Source organism: Parazoarcus sp. PS-13 R2A (genome assembly GCF_057621855.1).
Genome location: NZ_JBYEXN010000001.1, coordinates 212,872 through 231,399, shown reverse-complemented (window position 1 = coordinate 231,399; position 18,528 = coordinate 212,872). Strand labels below are relative to the sequence as shown.

Below are 18,528 nucleotides of genomic sequence, written 5' to 3'. Positions count from 1 at the left end.
AGCAGGAATGCGCAGAATTCTGGTCGTGGGCCCTTCCTGGGTGGGTGACATGGTGATGGCACAGAGCCTGTTCGTGACGCTCAAGCGCGGCGGCCCCTGTGAAATCGACGTGCTCGCGCCCGGCTGGTCACTCCCCATCCTTGCACGCATGCCCGAGGTGCGGCGTGGGGTGGCGATGCCGCTCGGCCACGGCGAGTTCGGGCTCGGCAAGCGCTGGGCGCTGGGTCGCGAACTGGCCGCCGAAGGCTATGACCAGGCCATCCTGCTGCCCAACTCGCTGAAATCGGCGCTGGTGCCGTTCTTTGCCCGCATTCCGCTGCGCACGGGTTTTCGGGGCGAGATGCGCTACGGCCTGCTCAATGACCTGCGCCTGCTCGACGAGACCGCGCTGCCGATGACCGTGCAGCGCTTCGTCGCCCTCGGCCGGCCTGCGGACGCCGCCCAGCCACCCGCCTTTCCCAACCCGCACCTGCTTGCCGACGCAGCCAACCAGGCCACGCTGCACAGCCGGCTCGGACTCGCCGACGACCGGCCCGGCATTGCGTTCATGCCAGGCGCAGAGTACGGCCCTGCCAAGCAGTGGCCGCTGCCTCACTACGCCGCACTCGCCCGAGAACTCGTCGGCCGTGGTTACCAGGTCTGGATTCTTGGCTCGGCCAAGGATCACCCGGCCGCCGAGGAAATTGCAGCCGACACGCCCATGGTCCATAACCTGGCCGGTCGCACCCAGCTGGGTGACGCGGTCGACCTCCTCGCGCTCGCCGAGGCCGCAGTGACCAACGACTCCGGCCTGATGCATGTCGCTGCGGCGCTCGACGTGCCACTGGTGGCGATCTACGGTTCCTCCAGCCCCGAGCACACGCCGCCCCTGTCGGGCAAGGTCTCGATCCGCAGTCTCGGCCTTGAGTGCTCGCCCTGTTTCAAGCGTGTCTGCCCGCTCGGTCACACCCGCTGCCTCGTCGACATCACCCCGGCCAGCGTGCTGCAGGCACTCGAGACCCTGGGCGCTGGTGGCGCACGCATGGCCGCCACGGCAGACTGAGCAGCCCATGCGAATCCTGATCATCAAGACCTCTTCGCTGGGCGACATCATCCACACGCTGCCCGCGGTCACGGATGCTGCGCGGGTGTTTCCGGGCATCCGCTTCGACTGGGTCGTGGAAGAAGCCTTTGCCGAGATTCCTGCCTGGCACCCTGCGGTCGACCGCGTGATTCCGGTGGCACTGAGACGCTGGCGCAAGCATCCGCTGAAAGCGCGCCAGAGCGGTGAATGGCGCGCATTTCGCCAGGCCATCTCCAGCGTCGAGTACGACGCAGTGATCGACGCACAGGGGCTGCTCAAGAGCGCGTGGCTCAGCTGCTACGCCCGCAGCACGGTGCACGGCCTGGACCGGCACTCGGCGCGCGAACCCCTCGCCAGCCTGCTCTACCGTCATCGCCATGCGGTGCCCTGGGGGCGGCATGCGGTGCTGCGCGTGCGCGAACTGTTTGCCGACGTGCTTGGCTACAGCCTGCCACCGGATGCCCACAGCGACCGCGACGGCGCAGAACCCGCCGGCGCCTCGGCCTACGGGCTCGATCATGAGCGCGTGCTCGCAACCGCCGCCCATCGCCCGGATACAGGCAAGCCCTATCTCGTCTTCCTGCACGGCACAACCTGGGACACCAAACACTGGCCGGAAACCTACTGGCGCCAGCTGGTCGAGCGCGCGAGCGCGAATGGCTGGCAGGTTCGGCTTCCGTGGGGCAGCATCACCGAACATGAACGCGCTGACCGCATCGTTGCCGGCATTGCCGGCGCCAGCGTGCTGCCGCGGCTCACGCTGACCGATCTTGCCGCCGAACTCGCCGAAGCACGCGCCTGCGTTGCGGTCGACACCGGCCTCGGCCATCTGGCGGCCGCGCTCGACATCCCCACGCTGTCTCTTTTCGGCCCCACCAACCCCGGCTATACGGGGGCCTGGGGCCGCAGTCAGGTGCATCTGGCAGCCGACTTCGATTGCGCACCCTGCCTGCAGAAGGATTGCAGCTACAAGCCAACGGCCGAAGACCGCAGTCGCTTCGACCTCGAAACCGAACACCCCCTGTGTTTTACCCGGCTTGCGCCGGCGCAGGTATGGTCTGCGCTCGAAACGCTGCTCGAGCGGCGACTCGACTCCACCAAGGACTCTGCCTGATGCAGCTTGCATTCTGTCTGTACAAATACTTCCCGTTCGGCGGCCTGCAACGCGATTTCCTTCGCATTGCCCTGGCCTGCCAGGCCCGTGGCCACGACATCCGCGTGTACGTTCTCGAATGGGAGGGCGAAGTGCCGCCCGGATTCGACCTGATCAAGGTACCGGTCAGCTCGATGCTCAACCACCGTCTGTACGCCAAGTTCACACGCTGGGTTGAGGCCGATCTCGCGCGCCGGCCGGTGGACCGCGTGGTCGGATTCAACAAGATGCCGGGGCTCGACGTGTATTACGCCGCCGACCCGTGCTACGAGGAGAAGGCGCGCACCATGCGCAAGTCGCTGTATCGCTACAGCCCGCGCTACCGCCACTTCTCGGCCTACGAACGTGCGGTGTTCGCGCCCGAGAGCCACACCGAGATCCTGATGATCTCGACCACGCAGCAACCGCTGTTCAAGAAGCATTACGGCACGCCGTCCAAGCGCTTTCATCTGCTGCCACCGGGCATTGCGCCGGATCGCCGCGCGCCGGCCAACGCCAGCGAGCTGCGCGTCGCAGCACGCGCGCGCTTTGCCTCCGAGTTCAAGCTGCAAAGCGGCGACCTGCTGCTGGTGCAGATCGGCTCGGACTTCATGCGCAAGGGGCTGGACCGCAGTATCGAAGCCATGGCCTCATTGCCCGAGCCGCTCAAGCGGCGCACCCGCCTGATCGCGCTCGGCGCCGACGACCCTGCCCCCTTCATGAGCCAGGCGGCGCGCCTGGGCGTAGGCGAAAGGGTGTTCATGCCCGGCGGGCGCAAGGATGTCCCGGACTTCCTGCTCGCGGCCGACCTTCTGCTCCACCCCGCCCGCCACGAGAACACTGGCACGGTGCTGCTCGAAGCCCTCGTTGCCGGCCTTCCGGTACTGGCCTCGGCCGCCTGCGGCTATGCGCACTACATCACCGACGCCGACGCCGGCAGCGTGATCGGCGAGCCCTTCCATCAAAGCGCGATGAACGACACGCTGGCGGCGATGCTGTCGACCCCGGACGCGCTCACCTGCTGGCAGCACAACGCCCTCGTGTTTGCCGACAGCGCCGACCTCTACAGCCTGCCGGAACGCGCCACCGATGTGATCGTGGGCAAGCGCGGATGAATCGGCTGGAACTGCGCCCTCCGCTGACGACGCTATGGTCCGGCCGCGATCCCTTTGCGGCCGCGGCTGCGCTCGCGCGGGAGGCTGCAAGTGACGACCTCGTGCGCGATGTCGAGGGCCGGCGCACGCTGCGTTTCGAGATCGACGGTCGCGGCTATTACCTGAAGCTGCAGAACGGCGTGAGCTGGGGACGCATCGCCGAAGAGCTCGTCCACCTGCGGCGTCCGGTGCTGGGCGCGGGAAACGAATGGAACGCGATCGGGCGTTGCCATGAGCTCGGCGTACCCACGATGACAGCCGTCGGCTTCGGTGAGCGTGGTTCAGGGCCTGCACGGCGGGACTCGTTCATCGTTACAGAGGCGATCGAGCCCGCCATCGACCTCGATGAGTTCACCCGCAACTGGCGCGAGCAGGCGCCGCCGCCCGCCCTAAAGCACGCGCTGATCCGGGCGGTCGCATCAATCGCACGGCGCCTGCATGAAGGCGGCGTCAATCACCGCGATTTCTACTTGTGCCACTTCCTCATGCGTACCGTCCCCGAACCTGCGGCGGATGCCTTCCAGCTCGCGCTGATCGACCTCCACCGTGCGCAGTTGCGCAGCCATACACCGCGGCGCTGGCGCGACAAGGATCTCGCAGGCCTGTACTTCTCGGCGCTCGACATCGGGCTCACCCGCCGCGACAAGCTGCGCTTTCTGCAGACCTACTTCCCGGGCGCACTGCGCCACACGCTGCAAACGGAACGCCGGCTGCTGGCCTACCTTGAGCGCGAGGCGGCTCGGCTCAAGCTGCGCTTCGAGCGCAAGTTCGCCAATCGCCCGGCATTGCAGCGATGATGCGCTGGTCCCTCAATCCCGGCGCCCTCGATGCGAGCGCGGAACGCGCTTTTGCTTCGCTCGACAGCGTCTTTGCGCTCGAAGGCGAGCAAGTGGCGGCCGACCCACTCAGCCAGGTCTTGCGTGTTAGCGCGGGGCTGCGTCGCTACTACGTCAAGCGTTACCACGGCGCCGGCAAGAATCCGCTGCGCCGCTGGCTCGGCCGCCCAAGGGTGCAGGCCGAGTGGCAGAACCTGCGCCATTTCGCGGAGTGGGGCATCCCCACCGCCACCCTGGTCGGATGGGGTCTGGAGCGACGCAACGGCGCATTCCTGCGCGGTGCGCTGATCACCGCCGAACTGCCGGGCACCACCGACCTCAACCAGCTTGCGCTGCGCAAGGATGCACGCCTGGCCGATCCACGCTGGGTCGCGGCGGTATCGCGGCAGCTGGCGAAGATGACGCGGATCATGCATGCCCACCGCTTCACCCACAACGATCTGAAGTGGCGCAACCTGCTGGTCGACGCGGCGGACACCCCCCACCTGTACCTGATCGACTGCCCGTCTGGCGAGTTCTGGTGGGGCCCATTCCTGCGCTACCGGATCGTCAAGGACCTGGCCTGCCTCGACAAGGTGGCGAAGTACCACCTGACCCGCACCCAGCGCCTGCGCTTCTATCTGGACTACACGCAGAAGACACGACTGGATGCCGGCGACAGGAAGCGGGTGCGCCACATCCTGCGCTTCTTCGACGGCCGCGAATGAGACTGGCATGACGGACACCCGCCCCGAGGGCACGACGCCCCTGCTCGACGCTGCCGCCCTGCAGATGGCGGGCCGCCAGCCCCCTGCTGCATTCCGCATTCGCCTCAAGGACGGACGCGAGTTGCAGCTCATTCGCCTGCTGCGCGTGCTGCCGGGCAAACGCGTGGTGGGTGAAGCCGTGCTGGACGGCGAACATGTGCTCGCCAAGCTCTTTGTCGACAAGCGCAGCGCCCGCTACTGGTCGCGCGAGCACGCCGGCATTGCCGCCCTGACCAAGGCCGGTATCCCGACGCCCGCAGCGCTGCTTGCCGAAGCGCTGCCGGAGGGCGGCCACGTCCTGCTCACCCGCTTCCTGGCTGGCGCCCGCAGCCTCCTCGAAGTCTGGCAATCCCTGCCGGACATCCGCCCTGCCGCGACGGATGCAAGCGACGCGCTCGCCCCTGCCTTTGCACTGCTTGGGCAATTGCATGCAGCCGGCCTGACGCACTCAGACCTTCATTTCGGCAACTTTCTGCAGCATGAAAACCGCCTGCTGCTGATCGACGGCGACGCCGTGCAGACTCACGCCGGGCCCTCGCTTCCCACCGCCGCCGCAGCGCGCGACCTTGCCATGCTGATTGCACAACTCCCGCGCACCTGGGATGGAGCGCTCGCCCCCCTGCTCGAGGCTTACCGCCACAACAACCCGCACATGCCCTCGACTGCCGAGCAGGCCGGGGCACTGAAGACGGCACTGGCGTGGCGCTTGCGCGACTACCTCGACAAGACGGGGCGCGATTGTTCGCTGTTCAGTGTCACGTCCCGGTTCAGGCGCTTCGAGGCCGTGCTGCGCAGCGAGCGCAATCGCCTCGCACCGCTGCTCGACGACATCGATGCATCCATCGAAGCCGGCACCCTGCTCAAGCGCGGCAACACCTGCACCGTTGCCAGCGTCCTGATTGGGGCTCAGCCGGTCGTGGTGAAACGCTACAACCTCAAGAACCTGCGCCACGCCCTGTCGCGGCTGTGGCGCCCGAGCCGCGGCTGGCATTCATGGCGCGAAGGCCACCGCCTGCGCCTGTTCGGCATACCAACGCCCACCCCGCTGGCGCTCATCGAGGAGCGCTGGGGTCCATTGCGCGGACGCGCTTGGCTGATCACCGAACACTGCCCCGGCATCGACCTGCTGACCCACCTCGACCCGGATTCCGCACCACCGCCAGCCGAAGCCAGCGCACTGCAGATCCTGTTTGCCACCCTGTACCGCGAGCGCATCAGTCACGGCGACCTCAAGGCAACGAATCTGCTGTGGGACGGCAAGGATGTTCAACTGATCGATCTCGACGCAATGCAACAGCACCGCAGTGACGCAGCCCACCAGCGCGCCTGGCAGCGTGACCGCAAGCGACTGTTGCGCAACTGGCCGCCTGACTGTGTCTTGTCTGAATGGCTTGACGCTCACCTTCCGGCAAGCTGAAGCGGGCCGCTCAGTCCGCGTCGAATGCCAGCCACGGCGCGCGCAGATGACTGCATCTCAGTACCGTCACCACACCAACGGACGCACCACGTGATCCTGTTCGACGCGAACCCGTATTGCGCGCATGCAATGACAAATTTATAAGGCTATTCCATGTCCTGGCTTCACTCCCGGCGCATCCGCTTTCTCTGCGCAGGCGTCACGCTTTTCTTCATCCTGTTCGCCGCCCTGCGTCTCGGCTTCCTCATCGCCTCCGCGGATCATGCTGCACTGGCCGGCGAAAGCACCGGAGTCATCCTTCAGACAATCTCGATTGGACTCCGCTTCGATCTTCGGCTCGCACTGCTGATCATGCTACCGGTTGCATTCGCCGCATCCCTGCCGCGGGTCAATCTGGTGCGAAGCAGATTCACCCGGGCACTGACCGGGCTCTACCTCGCACTGGCGACCCTGCTGGTGCTGCTGGTCTATGTGCTCGACTTCGGCCACTACTCCTATCTTGGCCAGCGGCTGAGCGCGACGGTCTTCCGTTTCGCCGGAAACGCGGACATCTCGACGCGCATGCTGTGGGAGAGCTACCCGGTCGTCTGGATCAGCCTCGGATGGCTCGCGCTGACAGCAGCTTTCGTCAGTCTTCTCTTCAGGGCGGCGCGCGTCACGCTGGACCGCCCACGCCGGCAACCGATCCGCCCGCTCCCCGCAGTCGCAGGAATTGTCCTGGTTGCCGCACTCGGTCTTCTCGGGATGCTTGGTCGGGTAGACAACATCAATCCGGAGAACCCGGTACCGCTGCGCTGGAGCGATGCATTCTTCTCCGGCAATGCTGCAGTCGGCGCTCTCGGTCTCAACCCGGTGACCTTCATCTACGACACCCACCGAATCCCGTCCGAGAAATACGATCTGGCCGAACTTGGCCGACACTACGACACCGTCGCCCACTACCTGTCGGTCGACTCGCCAGATCCCGCGACACTGTCGATGCAGCGCACGGTCAAACCGCATGTGCACCGCCTGCCGGTCGCACAAGCACCCAACGTCGTGTTCATCATGCTCGAATCGCTTGGCGCGAGTCGCTCCGGCCTGTTCGGCAACCCGCTTGATCCCACCCCCGAGTTGGACGCCCTCGCCCGCGAAGGCTGGCTGTTCCGCAATCTCCATGTTCCGGTTACCGGCACAGCCAAGACCGTCTGGGCCAGCATCACCGGCATCCCCGATGCGGCGCGCAGCGAAAGCGCCACGCGCAACCCCTTCATCAGTTCCCAGCACTCGGTGATCAACGCGCTGCGGGGCTACGAGAAGATCTACGCGGTCGGAGGCAGCGCCGGATGGGCCAACATGAACGCACTCGTGCTCGGCAGCATCGACAAGGTCAGGCTCTATGAGGAGGGCCACTGGCGCGCGCCCAACGATGACGTGTGGGGCATCTCCGATCTGAACCTGTTTCGCGAAACCGATGCCATCCTGCGCGAGCAGGCACGCAAGGGACCGTTCTTTGCCTACATTCAGACCGCAGGCAACCACAGGCCATTCACCATTCCCGAAGACAATGACGGGTTCATCGCAAGCTCCATTCCCGATGCCGAGGCGCAACAGGCAGGATTCCAGAATACGGCCCAGTTCAATGCGGTCAGGCTGCTCGACCATAACGTTGGCCGCTTCATCGAGATGGCGCGCGCGAGCGGATATTACGACAACACGATCTTCGTGCTCTTCGGTGACCATAACGGCCGCATCTCCACCCTGCCCTTCATGGCCCCTGCGTTCGAACTGCTGGGGCTGGAAAGCACGCACGTGCACGCAATGATCCATGCGCCAAAACTGATTCAGCCACGCCTCGTCGACGAGGCCGCAAGCCTCGTCGATCTGATGCCGACGGTCGCCGGCATGCTTGGACTCGAATACGGCACTGCAACCATGGGGCGCGACCTTCAGCTCCCGGCGCCCGAAGGCGAGCGCGCGGTACCCGTGATCCTGCGCGAAGGAGCGTTCCCGGTCATCGGTGCGGTGACCCGCAAGCACCTGGTGCGGATGAACGCGGACGGGAGCAAGGCAAGCATGCATGACCTGGCCGCCGAGGCGCCCCTGAAGGATGTCTCGGCCAGCCATCCAGAGGAATTCGCGCGTTTGTCAAAGCTTGCACGCGGGCTGCACGAGAGCGCGCGCTTCATGATGTACGACAATGTGGTCGGCAATTGAAGCCCGGCCAAAGGCGTTCCAAGCTAACATTTCACCCCATGAGAAACCGGATTCCGCTGCAATTGCTTGGGCACGACGAGTATCTTGAGATGCGTGCCGGCGCACGCGTTGTCGAACAGGACGAGCATGGGGAGAAAGTGCTCCTGCTGCCCGACGGCACCTACTTCAAGCTCTTCAGGCGCAAGCGCGTGCTGACCTCTGCCGCGTGGAAGCCCTATTCACAGCGCTTTGTCGACAACGCTGCGGCTCTGCACCGATTGGGCATACCCTGCCCACAGGTGCTGAAGCACTACCGCATCCCGGCGATCAGCCGCGATGCGGTACATTACCTTCCGCTTGAAGGCGAGACCATCAGACAGGTCATCGCAGGCGGCCTCGGCGAGGCGAGAGCCGACGCGTTAAGGCATCAGTTGCTGGAATTCATTCATCACATCCACTCGCTCGGGATATTCTTCCGCTCGGCACACCTCGGCAACATCGTGCTGACACCGGAGAACACGCTCGGCCTGATCGATATCTCGGATCTCAGGATCAGCTGGTTCAGACTTGGGCCGTTCAGGCGCCGCCGCAATCTTCGCCACGTGCTCCGCTATCGCGACGATCGCGAATGGCTGCGCAGGAGTATCGAATGGGCAAGGCTCGACAAATGAAGACACAGGAACCTGGCGGCGCGGCCGGATACCCGGCGTGGCGCGAAAGAATCAACGACCATCTGACGAGCTGGGTACTCCCGCTGGGCATTTTGCTGCTGCTCACCAGCATGATGTGGGCGGGAGAGAAGAGGCTGTTCCAGCAACTGTTCTATGTATTCCTGGCACTCCCCGCGTTCGTACTGGCACTGAACTGCCGGGACCTCGCCGCTGCACTGCTCCGCAGCCCGGTGTTCATTGCCTTCCTCTGCTTCGCCGCCTATTTCTCCATCAGCATCAGCTGGTCCGGAACGGACGAAAGCGCGCTGTCGCTGCTGAAGCGGCCGCTTTACGTCCTGTGCCTGTTTTTTGCCTTTGCCGGAGTCGCCTTCCGTCGGCCCGATCGGCTGACGGCAGTGCTGCGGCTCTCTTCGATCATTGCCGTCATTGCGGGTAGCGTGCAGCTTGCATTGTTCCTGTTGTCGAATGACGGCGCGCGTTTGGCCGGCTACGGCGCGCTCCACAACCCGCTTCTGACCTCACATGTCTTCGGCTTTTTCCTGGTGCTGTGGATCGCATACTGGATTCATCACCGCCGCTTCTTTCTGCCGGTAGCGATGGTTGCGGTTGCCGTCCTGGGTGGCCTGATCCTCGCAACCGGGTCGCGTACTCCGCTGCTGGCCCTCTCGGCCACGATTTTGTGGCTGGGACTGATGACAGGGGACCGCCGGGGCGTGATCGCGTTCAGCATCCTCGTTCTTGCGGGAGGGATCATCGCCGTATTGTGGCCGGAGGCGATCGCACAGCGGGGGCTTTCCTACAGGCCCCAGATCTGGGCAGAGGCGATCCGCCAGGCGCTGGAGTTCCCCACGTTTGGTCACGGCTACAACCATGCCCTGCGCATCCAGGTCGAAGGAATCAACTACGCCTTTTCCGACCCTCATAACATGACCCTGTCCGTGTTCTACAGGGGCGGAGCACTGGGTCTGGTGTTTTGGGCCGCACTGTTTGCGTCTGCCCTGTTCGTGAGCTGGAAGAACCGCAAGGACGTAATGGTATTCGCATTCTCGGCGACCATCGTATACGGACTCGTTGCCAGCATGACCGAAGGCGGGTCTTTCCTGTCCAGACCCAAGGAGCACTGGTTTCTGCTCTGGATCCCGTTTGCGCTGCTCACCGCCGCAACCTTGAGGCGGCAGGAGAACGAAGGGACGGGCGGGAGATGCTGAAGGCACTCAAGAAACTCTTCCGCAGAAAGCAGAAGCCCCCAAAGCTCTATCGCGACCAGATCAGATTCAGGGAACGCTACCCCGGCTTTTCCATCGGGCTTGGCACCTACGGCATGCCCGAGGTCCATGACTGGGCTCAGGGCACAACCCTCTCGATTGGTGCCTACACGTCGATCGCCGATGACGTACACATTTTTCTAGGCGGAAACCATCGCACCGACTGGATCAGCTGCTATCCATTCCCCGCCTACATGGAGGAAGCAAAAGGGATACCCGGCTACGTCACTAGCAAGGGTTCGGTCGTGATCGGGAACGATGTCTGGCTCGGGTCGGGCAGCCTGATCCTGTCGGGTGTCACCGTCGGCGACGGCGCGGTCGTCGCCGCACGCTCCGTTGTGACCAGGGATGTCGCGCCCTATGCAATCGTGGCCGGCAATCCTGCCCGGACCATCGGCTGGCGTTTTGACGAACAAACCCGGCTTGCGATCCAGGCCACAGCATGGTGGTCGTGGCCCGAGGCGGAGATCCGCAGCATCGTCCATCACCTGTGCTCGGGAGACGTCGCAGCATTTCTGGCGCATGCAGCGGCGCGGCCCCGGTAAGCGCTGTCGTGCGGTGGCATCAAACGGCTAGCGTCGCCTTGCCGGAGACACCAGACGGATGAGGCCGCGCAGCGTCTTGCTGTTCCAGTTCTGCAGAGGAATCTGTTTCAGCAACGCCCACGCCATCTTCCTGTCACGATTGGCGCACTTCAGGAACATCGAATTCAGAAAACGGGCACGTACCTCTTCGTAGCGGGGATGCCCTGCGTACTCCTCGTAGATCCGCAGAATACTCGCGGTCATGAAGCCAAGGTTCTTGTACGTGTTGGTCTCGTGCTTCCGATAGCGGGCCAGCGTCACACCGAGTGCGTCGATGAAATAACCCGCATGAGTAATCTTCAGTTCGATGTACAGATCTTCGAGGCGGATCTCCGGATTGAACCCACCGACCTCCCTCAGCACCTCGGTGCGAAACAACAGGGTCGGCGCGGGCGGGTACGGCTTGCGCTCGAGAAACATGTCGTCAAAATCCAGGCGCCGGAACGGAATATCGAGTCGCTGCCTGGACGCCGGGTAGGCGCTGCCGTCCGCATGCATCAGTTCGATGTTCCCTGCGCAGATACCGACTTCAGGCTTGCCCGTCATGTACTCGACCTGCAGCGCAATTCGCTCAGGCAACATGATGTCATCCGAGCCAAAGGGCGCGAAAAGGCTGCCTTTGGCACGCGCAAGCGCATCGTTGAGCGTTCGGGTCAGCCCCTGATTCTTCTGCTCCCTGAAATCGAAGCCATGCTCGGCCTGGAGCGCCCGTATTCTGGGTACGCTGTCATCGCTCGAGCCATCATCGATCACCAGCAATTCGATTGAAGGGTAGGTCTGTGCCAGAACGCTACGGATTGATTCCTCCACATAGGGACCGTGGTTGTACGAAGCGATCACCACGGTCACCAGGGGTCTGACCGGATCAGCGTTCATCGCTCACCCTCCGCGTTCGCGCGCAGTCCGGATTCAATGAGCTTCCGATACGCAGCCCTGTACTCGCTGATGCCGTGGTGCGCCTTAAGGTAGTTGTAGCAGCGTCCCCCCTTGCTGCGGAGTTCATCTGGCGACACGGCGAGATAGCAGTCCATTGCCTCAGCCAGCGCGTCGACATCGGTCGGCGGCACCAGCAGCCCCTCCGCTCCTGCGACGAGTTCATGCATCGACGGGATGTCCGACGCGATGACCGGCAATCTGCCGCTCATCCCTTCTAACAAGGCGAGTGGGAAGCCTTCCGCAAGCGACGGCATGATCCACACATCGAAGGCCCTCACGTATTGCATTGCATAGGGGCGCATTCCGGGCAGCAGCACGCGCCCTTCGAGTCCGAGCCGCGCCACCTCGTCCTTGAGCCCCGCATGCTCCCTACCGTCTCCAATCAGGATCAACTGCGCATCAGCGTACTTGTCCGCGATGCGCGCGAATGCCTGAACCAGGTAACGGTAGCCCTTCACCGGCACCTGTCGGCCAATGGTTCCAATCACGCGTGCCGTTGCGCTCAGCCCGAGCGCCTGACGGGCGGCATCGCGATCGAGCTGCAGCGACTCGGCCTGATCGATATCGATGGCGTTGGTAATCGCAACCGTATTCTGTGGCGTAAACCCGCTGCCGTATCCGATCAGCTCGTCACGAACTGCAGCGGACACACCGACGAAACGCCAGTGCGCGTCTGCGCGCAGACTCACCTGACGCCGACGGTACGAGCGCTCGTAGTCACCCAGGTTATGTGCGATCCCGATGCACAACGGGATGCGTAACCAGCGGTTGAGCAACAGCATCATGTTGACCGGCTTGAATCGATTGCAGATCACTACGTCAAACCGCTCCTCGCGGCAGAAGCGGAACAGCAGCCACAAGGCGCGAAGCCTCGCCCCCTTGAGCTGTGCATCGGAAAAGTCGAAATAGACCGAGCGCTCGGCGCGACTCACCGGATCGTCCCCGGCGGGACGTCCCTTGAGAAAGGCGGAGACCACCTCGTAGTCACCGGCCGGCAGACTCAGCACGATCTGCTCCGCGAGGTCGGCGAAGCTGTGATGCTTGACGTTGAAGTCTGGCTGGAGCTGAAGAACCTTGATTCGTCTTTTCATGATCGCATCGCGTGAAACCCGGCTTCACTCATCTCCCAGCGACCGCTGGCCGCAAGCACGCCGAGCGCCCGGGTATCCTGTGGCGGCAACGCAGCCCAGGCGTTTTTCTTCCAGACGGGAAAATGGAAATATGGGAAAGCCCTGCCCTGGTCACGATCATTACTGAGGGCGCCATCGCTCCAGAACCAGCGCCGCGGAAAGTCGAAGCTCCCATCGACCCACGGCACTTTCGCATCTGGCGTGCTGAAAGCCTCGACGAACTCTGCCCGTCGATACCATGGGTTTGCCTGCGCGGCGAGGCGAAACAGCCAGTCGGGCCAGTTTTTGTGGCGGATGAAGATCCGGCTGAAGGCGCCCTCGTCCAACGCATAGTGCTCTTGATCAGCAAACAGCTTCTTCCAATTTTTGATCAGACGGAACGCCTCGCGCATGCGCTTCGTATTTCTCAGCAGACAGCAGTGCCCCGACACTCGCCGCCGGTGAGTGGACAACAGATCCTTGTGCGCCAGTCGCTCCGGGGTGAAATAGGCCCGCAGGTCGCCGAACACAAGATCGAGATCGCCGAATGCCCAGAAGTCGTAGCGAAGCAGTTCTTCTTCATGGATAAAGCCGAGCGCGGGCTTCAGGTCGCAGAGCTTGTAGGGATTCTGCGGTGCAAACTCGATTCCAAGCACGCGGGTGACCCGCGCGCAGTATGCGTCGTAGCCAATATCGACGATTCGCACGTTGGGCGGACAGTGCTCGACCTGACCACAGTCGGAGAACAGCAGCCAGTCTATGCTCGGGTTCGCACGGCAGCTCTCCAGAAAGAACGGCATCCAGAAAGGCCACTGGCCAAAATAAGGGATGACAAAGCACAGGCTTGGCGTTGGCTGAAGCGACGCGCTCATCCGCACACATCCCCGAGCACATCGCGCACCATTGGCAAGGCGAAGAAGCGCCGCCTTGCGGCCTCGTCAGAGAAGGCTTCACGCAGGCGAACGAGACTGGCATGGGCGCACGCTTCCTTGCGCGACACCGACCAGCCAGCATGCTCGACCAACAGTCGCGCGAGTTCCGCATCATCGCCCAGCGGGAACAGGCTGCCGACCTCACCGACCACTTCCGGCGCACCGCCACAGTTGGTGGCGATCACCGGCACACCGGCAGCCATGGCTTCAAGGAGGACCATGCCGAAAGGCTCGTGGTCCGAACTGAGCGCAAACACGTCGAAGGCGGCGAAGGCCTGCCAGGCCTGCGGAACCTGTCCCATGAAACGGACGTTGCCTGCGATGCCGAGCGATTCAACCTGCGCGCGCAAGGACTTCTCCAGCCGTCCCTTGCCGAGGATGACGAGCTGCGCCTCCGCCGGCAGTTGCGGCAAGGCGCGAGCGAACGCTCGCAGCAGCGTAGCCTGATCCTTGTCCGGGTGGAGGCGGCCGACATTGCCGACGATGAATGCATCCGCAGGCAGACCGAGGCGCTCGCGCGCAGCCCCACGCGTGATCTGCCCTGCCCGCACGGTCTCGACATCGATACGGTTGTGCAAAGTCTCGATCCGGCCCTCGGGCCAGCTCGGCACACCACGGCGAATATCATCACGAATCGCATCCGAAACCCCGAGCAATCCGAGTCGCTTGCCGAACCAGCGCGCAAAGAGCTGGTGTGACAGGCGCTCGTAATCCCCAAAGGCGTGATGCACACCGATGACGGGGAGCTTCGTCGCCCAGCACGAAATGTAGATCGGCTTGAACCGGTGCGCGATGACAAGCCGAATGTCCCGCTCCGCCACGATCTGTCGCAGACGCCGCATTGCATCGAGCTTCAGCCCGCGCACGTCCTTGCCGTCGTAATCCAGGAAAATGACTTCGTCCGACGCCGAACCGGCCTCGACCTCCGCATTCGGCGGGTCGGTCAGATAAACGGTTGTCACCTTGTAAGGGGTGTCGCGAAACAGCGTGGCGTACTGCCGGGCCACATCCCGAAACGGGCCGTAATGGCAGTGACAGAACTGCAGGATTCGGGCTTCAGTCAAAACATCTCCAGACGACCGGCACTTGAGCACGTGAATGAGGAGGCCAGGCCGATGTAGCCCGGACACAGCCCCGAATTATAGCCGGACGCCGGGAAACGGATGGTCGGCGGAGGTCAGTCCCCGGCTTCGTCCCTGAACTGCATCGAATGCAAGCGTGCATAGTGGCCACCCGCCGCAAGCAGTTCGGCATGGGTGCCGCGCTCCACCAGATGCCCCTGGTCCATCACCAGGATCATGTCCGCACGCTCGATCGTGGACAGGCGGTGTGCGATCACCAGCGTCGTCCTCCCGCGGGTGGCGTGATCGAGGGCAGCCTGGATATGACGCTCCGACTCGGTGTCGAGCGCAGAGGTTGCCTCATCAAGAATCAGGATGGGTGCATCCTTGAGCAAGGCCCTTGCAATCGCCAGGCGTTGGCGCTGCCCGCCCGAAAGCGAGACGCCGTTCTCACCGATCTCGGTATCGAACCCCAAGGGCAGGCGGTCGATGAACTCGCGCGCATACGCCGCCTCAGCCGCCCTCTCCACCGCGTCGCGCGGCGCACCGGCGAGATCGCCATAGGCAATGTTGTTCGCAACCGTATCGTTGAACAGCGTGACGTGTTGTGTGACGAGCGCAATCTGCTGGCGAAGGTTACGCAATGCAAAGTCCTGAACAGCCACCCCGTCAATCAGGATGTCGCCCCCGTCATGCACGTAGAAGCGTGGAATCAGGTTGGCCAGCGTTGACTTCCCGCTGCCCGAGCGCCCCACAAGCGCCACCATCTGCCCCGGCGCGACATCGAAGCTGATGTCGTCAAGTACCTTGCGTTCAGTGCCGGGGTAGCTGAAGCTGAGATGCCTCACGGACAGCCGCCCCTCGACCCGTGGACGGGTGAGCGTGCCCTGATCCAGCTCGGGCGCCTCGTCGAGCTGACTGAAGATGCTCTCCGCCCCCGCCAGGCCCTTCTGGATCGTTGAACTGACCTCGGACAACTGCCGGATCGGCTTCGGCAGCAGTCCGGCTGCGGTGATGTAGGCGACCAGCTCGCCCGCAGTGGAGTCGCCGCGCAGCCACAGCACCAGAAACAGCAGTACTGCCATCGCGGAATACGTGACCAACTGCAAGGTCGGCGTATAGGTGGCGCCAGTCTTGACCATGCGCAACTGCTTGCGGGTGTTGTCCTCGCTCGCAGCGCGGAAACGTGCCGACTCATAGGCCTCGCCGCCAAAGCTGCGCACCACCCGATAGCCTTGTATGGTTTCGGACGCGACATGAGTGACATCGCCCATCGCGGCCTGAATCTTCTTCGCCTGCTTGCGGAACTTCTTGCTCGCGCTGCCGACCAGTACGCCGATCACGGGCAGTATGGCGACCATCACCAGGGTGAGCTTCCAGTTCATCCACAGCAGGTAGCCGAACAGAAAAACGATGGTCAGGCCTTCGCGGATCACCACCTTGATGGCGTCGGTCGCCGCGCCCGTCACCATGGTGACGTTGAAGGTGATGCGCGAGATCAGGTGGCCGGAATTATTGCTGTCGAAATAGCGGTTGGGCAGGCGCAGGAGACTGTCGAACAAGGCCAGTCTCAGGTCATGCACGAGGCCAAGCGAAACCTGGGCGATGAAATAGTTACCCAGATAGGAGCCGAGCCCCTGCCAAGCTGCGATCGCCACGATCAGCGCCGGCACGGCCTGCATCAGCGCGAGCTCACCGAGCAACGGAATGCCGGAAAAGACGGCAAGCGCAGGGTCGTTCAAACCATCGACAAAATACTTCAACACGCCCGCCAGCATCGGCTGCGAAGAAGCGAAGATGACGAAGCCGACAATACTGATCGCAAACAAGCCGACATAAGGCCGGACGTAGGTCAGCAGACGCAGGTAGATCTTCAGGCTGGAGCTTGATGTGGCGTCGGTTTGCGACATGCGGGTTCGGTCAAATCGGAGCCGTCGATGGTAGCACGATGGTCTGTCGGCATCGAAAAAGAGCAGCTCTCAAACGACTCTGACCCCTTTGATCCGTTGACGAAAAAACGGGCGCCGAGGCGCCCGTTTTCGCTAACTCGTCGGGAGACGAGATTAGAAGCGGTGCTGAATGGCCACTTGCAGGCCCTTCTGGTAATCGGTGCCGTCAACACTCTTGGTGGTGTCGTCGTTGTCGATCGAAGCGTAGATTGCGTACACCTTGGTGCGCTTCGACAGCGGGTGCTCGTAACCAACTGCCCACATGTCAGCTTCGCCCTTGAGGCCGTCCAGATCCTTGTACGAGTTGTACGAGGCCATGACCTTGCCCACGCCAACCGGAGCGCTCACGCCGAGCATCCAGTACTTGGCAGCGTTATCAACGCCGGCGGTCGTTTCGGAGTTGTCACGACCGTAGGTGCCGCTGACCTTGACCATACCGAAGTCGTAGGAAGCGCCGATGTCCATACGCTTCTGGATCTGAGCGTTGGTAGCATCATCCTCAGCAACGTGGTAGTTCAGACCGACGTAGATCGGGCCGTTCTTATACACGGGCGACACAGCCCAGACGCGAACGCCGTTGTCGTTGTCAACTTCCTGACCCGAAGCCTGCATGGTGTAACCGGCGGTCACGTTGAAGCCGCTGAAGCTCGGCGTAACGTAGGCAACCAGGTTGTCCAGACGGGTCTGAACGCGGGAGATGTTGGCAACGTTGCCAACCGAACCAGCGCCGAACGGGTCAACTTCGCCGTACAGGTTGAACTGGGGGGTGTACTGACGGCCAAGCGCCAGGGTACCGAAGTTGCCCGACAGTGCGAGCACGGTCTGACGGCCGCTGCCGACGTCGCCGCCTTGGTCGGTGCCAACGTTGAATTCGTACTGGAAGGAAGCCTTCAGGCCGTTGCCGAGGTCCTCAACACCCTTGAAACCCAGACGGCTGCCGTTCAGGAAGCCCTGATCGAGAGCGGTGCGGTTTGCCTTACCCGAGGTAGCGCTGTCGGAGTAGTGAGCCAGACCGATGTCGAAAAGACCATAAACGGTAACGTTCGACTGAGCGAAGGCAGGTGCGGACATCAGGCCAGCAACAGCCAGCGCGATCAGTTTCTTTTGCATGTGTTTCTCCTCTAGTTGAAGTTGAGAATGCAGCTTGGCTGGATCCCGACTTACCTCTCATGCGAGAAGTTGAAGCGATTCTGCGCATTGAGCCATGACTCACGCAAGCGCCAGCATCAAAAACCGGCGCTGGAAGCGTTTTCTTGTTGCGCAGGAGCAACACCCAGTTTTCGTGCCGGGCTGCGAAGCCTTGAAAACACTGTGCTCGGGGGCTTGCGTGCCGGTGTGGTATTGAGCGCAACGCAATGTCACGGCCATGCGCCCGAATGACGATCCGATGCCCTTCAGATCTTGACCGCACCCGGAACCACCGCACTGCCCGTGCGGGAGCCCATCGTCGCTCCGGCATCACCGCTCGCACATGCTGAGCCCGAGCCGTAGAATAGGA

At 63.1% G+C, this 18,528-nt stretch carries 16 protein-coding genes; 10 read left to right on the top strand and 6 right to left on the bottom strand.

Annotated features, from left to right (window positions below):
• The first annotated feature begins 7 nt into the window (after positions 1 to 7).
• The 10 genes from waaF (at position 8) to AC22G6_RS01045 (ending at position 11,004) form a co-directional block, all read left to right on the top strand.
• Positions 8 to 1,042 (top strand): lipopolysaccharide heptosyltransferase II, encoded by a 1,035-nt coding sequence (waaF, locus tag AC22G6_RS01090; RefSeq protein ID WP_487365253.1) that lies wholly within the window; start codon positions 8 to 10, stop codon positions 1,040 to 1,042.
• 7 nt (positions 1,043 to 1,049) lie between these two features.
• The gene (waaC, locus tag AC22G6_RS01085; protein ID WP_487365252.1) at positions 1,050 to 2,177 is read left to right on the top strand and encodes a lipopolysaccharide heptosyltransferase I; all 1,128 of its coding nucleotides are present in this window, start codon (positions 1,050 to 1,052) and stop codon (positions 2,175 to 2,177) included.
• Positions 2,177 to 3,310, top strand: coding sequence for a glycosyltransferase family 4 protein (locus AC22G6_RS01080; protein ID WP_487365251.1), 1,134 nt, complete (start codon positions 2,177 to 2,179; stop codon positions 3,308 to 3,310). The genes waaC and AC22G6_RS01080 overlap by 1 nt, the downstream gene beginning before the upstream one ends.
• Positions 3,307 to 4,146, top strand: coding sequence for a lipopolysaccharide core heptose(I) kinase RfaP (rfaP, locus tag AC22G6_RS01075; RefSeq protein WP_487365250.1), 840 nt, complete (start codon positions 3,307 to 3,309; stop codon positions 4,144 to 4,146). The genes AC22G6_RS01080 and rfaP overlap by 4 nt, the downstream gene beginning before the upstream one ends.
• The gene (locus AC22G6_RS01070) at positions 4,143 to 4,892 is read left to right on the top strand and encodes a lipopolysaccharide kinase InaA family protein (protein WP_487365249.1); all 750 of its coding nucleotides are present in this window, start codon (positions 4,143 to 4,145) and stop codon (positions 4,890 to 4,892) included. Before rfaP ends, AC22G6_RS01070 begins: the two co-directional genes overlap by 4 nt.
• A 7-nt stretch (positions 4,893 to 4,899) precedes the next feature.
• Positions 4,900 to 6,348: a lipopolysaccharide kinase InaA family protein gene (locus AC22G6_RS01065; protein WP_487365248.1), complete on the top strand. Its 1,449-nt coding sequence runs from the start codon at positions 4,900 to 4,902 to the stop codon at positions 6,346 to 6,348.
• Positions 6,349 to 6,501: 153 nt separating this feature from the next.
• Complete coding sequence (locus AC22G6_RS01060; RefSeq protein WP_487365247.1) at positions 6,502 to 8,544, top strand: LTA synthase family protein; 2,043 nt, start codon at positions 6,502 to 6,504, stop codon at positions 8,542 to 8,544.
• Positions 8,545 to 8,582: 38 nt separating this feature from the next.
• Complete coding sequence (locus tag AC22G6_RS01055; RefSeq protein WP_487365246.1) at positions 8,583 to 9,194, top strand: toluene tolerance protein; 612 nt, start codon at positions 8,583 to 8,585, stop codon at positions 9,192 to 9,194.
• Positions 9,152 to 10,402, top strand: a complete 1,251-nt coding sequence (locus AC22G6_RS01050; RefSeq protein ID WP_487365245.1) for an O-antigen ligase family protein — start codon at positions 9,152 to 9,154, stop codon at positions 10,400 to 10,402. The genes AC22G6_RS01055 and AC22G6_RS01050 overlap by 43 nt, the downstream gene beginning before the upstream one ends.
• Positions 10,396 to 11,004, top strand: a complete 609-nt coding sequence (locus AC22G6_RS01045; RefSeq protein ID WP_487365244.1) for a CatB-related O-acetyltransferase — start codon at positions 10,396 to 10,398, stop codon at positions 11,002 to 11,004. Before AC22G6_RS01050 ends, AC22G6_RS01045 begins: the two co-directional genes overlap by 7 nt.
• Positions 11,005 to 11,031: 27 nt before the next feature.
• Here the strand turns inward: AC22G6_RS01045 and AC22G6_RS01040 are convergent, their stop codons facing one another.
• The 6 genes from AC22G6_RS01040 to AC22G6_RS01015 form a co-directional block, all read right to left on the bottom strand.
• Positions 11,032 to 11,919 carry a glycosyltransferase family 2 protein gene (locus AC22G6_RS01040; protein ID WP_487365243.1) on the bottom strand — a complete coding sequence of 296 codons (888 nt, stop codon included), beginning with the start codon at positions 11,917 to 11,919 and terminating at the stop codon, positions 11,032 to 11,034.
• Positions 11,916 to 13,070 carry a glycosyltransferase gene (locus AC22G6_RS01035; RefSeq protein ID WP_487365242.1) on the bottom strand — a complete coding sequence of 385 codons (1,155 nt, stop codon included), beginning with the start codon at positions 13,068 to 13,070 and terminating at the stop codon, positions 11,916 to 11,918. The genes AC22G6_RS01040 and AC22G6_RS01035 overlap by 4 nt, the downstream gene beginning before the upstream one ends.
• Positions 13,067 to 13,960 carry a DUF6625 family protein gene (locus AC22G6_RS01030; protein ID WP_487365241.1) on the bottom strand — a complete coding sequence of 298 codons (894 nt, stop codon included), beginning with the start codon at positions 13,958 to 13,960 and terminating at the stop codon, positions 13,067 to 13,069. The genes AC22G6_RS01035 and AC22G6_RS01030 overlap by 4 nt, the downstream gene beginning before the upstream one ends.
• Entirely contained in the window at positions 13,957 to 15,084 is a 1,128-nt protein-coding gene (locus AC22G6_RS01025) for a glycosyltransferase (RefSeq protein WP_487365240.1), read from the bottom strand. Before AC22G6_RS01025 ends, AC22G6_RS01030 begins: the two co-directional genes overlap by 4 nt.
• 113 nt (positions 15,085 to 15,197) lie before the next feature.
• The gene (gene msbA / locus AC22G6_RS01020; protein WP_487365239.1) at positions 15,198 to 16,991 is read right to left on the bottom strand and encodes a lipid A export permease/ATP-binding protein MsbA; all 1,794 of its coding nucleotides are present in this window, start codon (positions 16,989 to 16,991) and stop codon (positions 15,198 to 15,200) included.
• 153 nt (positions 16,992 to 17,144) lie between these two features.
• Positions 17,145 to 18,140 (bottom strand): porin, encoded by a 996-nt coding sequence (locus tag AC22G6_RS01015; protein ID WP_487365238.1) that lies wholly within the window; start codon positions 18,138 to 18,140, stop codon positions 17,145 to 17,147.
• Between the last annotated feature and the right edge of the window lie 388 nt (positions 18,141 to 18,528).

What these genes read in the sequence shown, in the direction of transcription:
- waaF (WP_487365253.1), top strand. Translation starts at nt 8, where the DNA reads ATGCGCAGAATTCTGGTCGTGGGCCCTTCCTGGGTGGGTGACATGGTG.
- AC22G6_RS01070 (WP_487365249.1), top strand. Translation starts at nt 4,143, where the DNA reads ATGATGCGCTGGTCCCTCAATCCCGGCGCCCTCGATGCGAGCGCGGAA.
- rfaP (WP_487365250.1), top strand. Translation starts at nt 3,307, where the DNA reads ATGAATCGGCTGGAACTGCGCCCTCCGCTGACGACGCTATGGTCCGGC.
- AC22G6_RS01015 (WP_487365238.1), bottom strand. Translation starts at nt 18,140, where the DNA reads ATGCAAAAGAAACTGATCGCGCTGGCTGTTGCTGGCCTGATGTCCGCA.
- AC22G6_RS01060 (WP_487365247.1), top strand. Translation starts at nt 6,502, where the DNA reads ATGTCCTGGCTTCACTCCCGGCGCATCCGCTTTCTCTGCGCAGGCGTC.
- AC22G6_RS01040 (WP_487365243.1), bottom strand. Translation starts at nt 11,919, where the DNA reads ATGAACGCTGATCCGGTCAGACCCCTGGTGACCGTGGTGATCGCTTCG.
- AC22G6_RS01035 (WP_487365242.1), bottom strand. Translation starts at nt 13,070, where the DNA reads ATGAAAAGACGAATCAAGGTTCTTCAGCTCCAGCCAGACTTCAACGTC.
- AC22G6_RS01080 (WP_487365251.1), top strand. Translation starts at nt 2,177, where the DNA reads ATGCAGCTTGCATTCTGTCTGTACAAATACTTCCCGTTCGGCGGCCTG.
- AC22G6_RS01050 (WP_487365245.1), top strand. Translation starts at nt 9,152, where the DNA reads ATGGCTGCGCAGGAGTATCGAATGGGCAAGGCTCGACAAATGAAGACA.
- waaC (WP_487365252.1), top strand. Translation starts at nt 1,050, where the DNA reads ATGCGAATCCTGATCATCAAGACCTCTTCGCTGGGCGACATCATCCAC.
- AC22G6_RS01045 (WP_487365244.1), top strand. Translation starts at nt 10,396, where the DNA reads ATGCTGAAGGCACTCAAGAAACTCTTCCGCAGAAAGCAGAAGCCCCCA.
- AC22G6_RS01065 (WP_487365248.1), top strand. Translation starts at nt 4,900, where the DNA reads ATGACGGACACCCGCCCCGAGGGCACGACGCCCCTGCTCGACGCTGCC.
- AC22G6_RS01030 (WP_487365241.1), bottom strand. Translation starts at nt 13,960, where the DNA reads ATGAGCGCGTCGCTTCAGCCAACGCCAAGCCTGTGCTTTGTCATCCCT.
- AC22G6_RS01055 (WP_487365246.1), top strand. Translation starts at nt 8,583, where the DNA reads ATGAGAAACCGGATTCCGCTGCAATTGCTTGGGCACGACGAGTATCTT.
- msbA (WP_487365239.1), bottom strand. Translation starts at nt 16,991, where the DNA reads ATGTCGCAAACCGACGCCACATCAAGCTCCAGCCTGAAGATCTACCTG.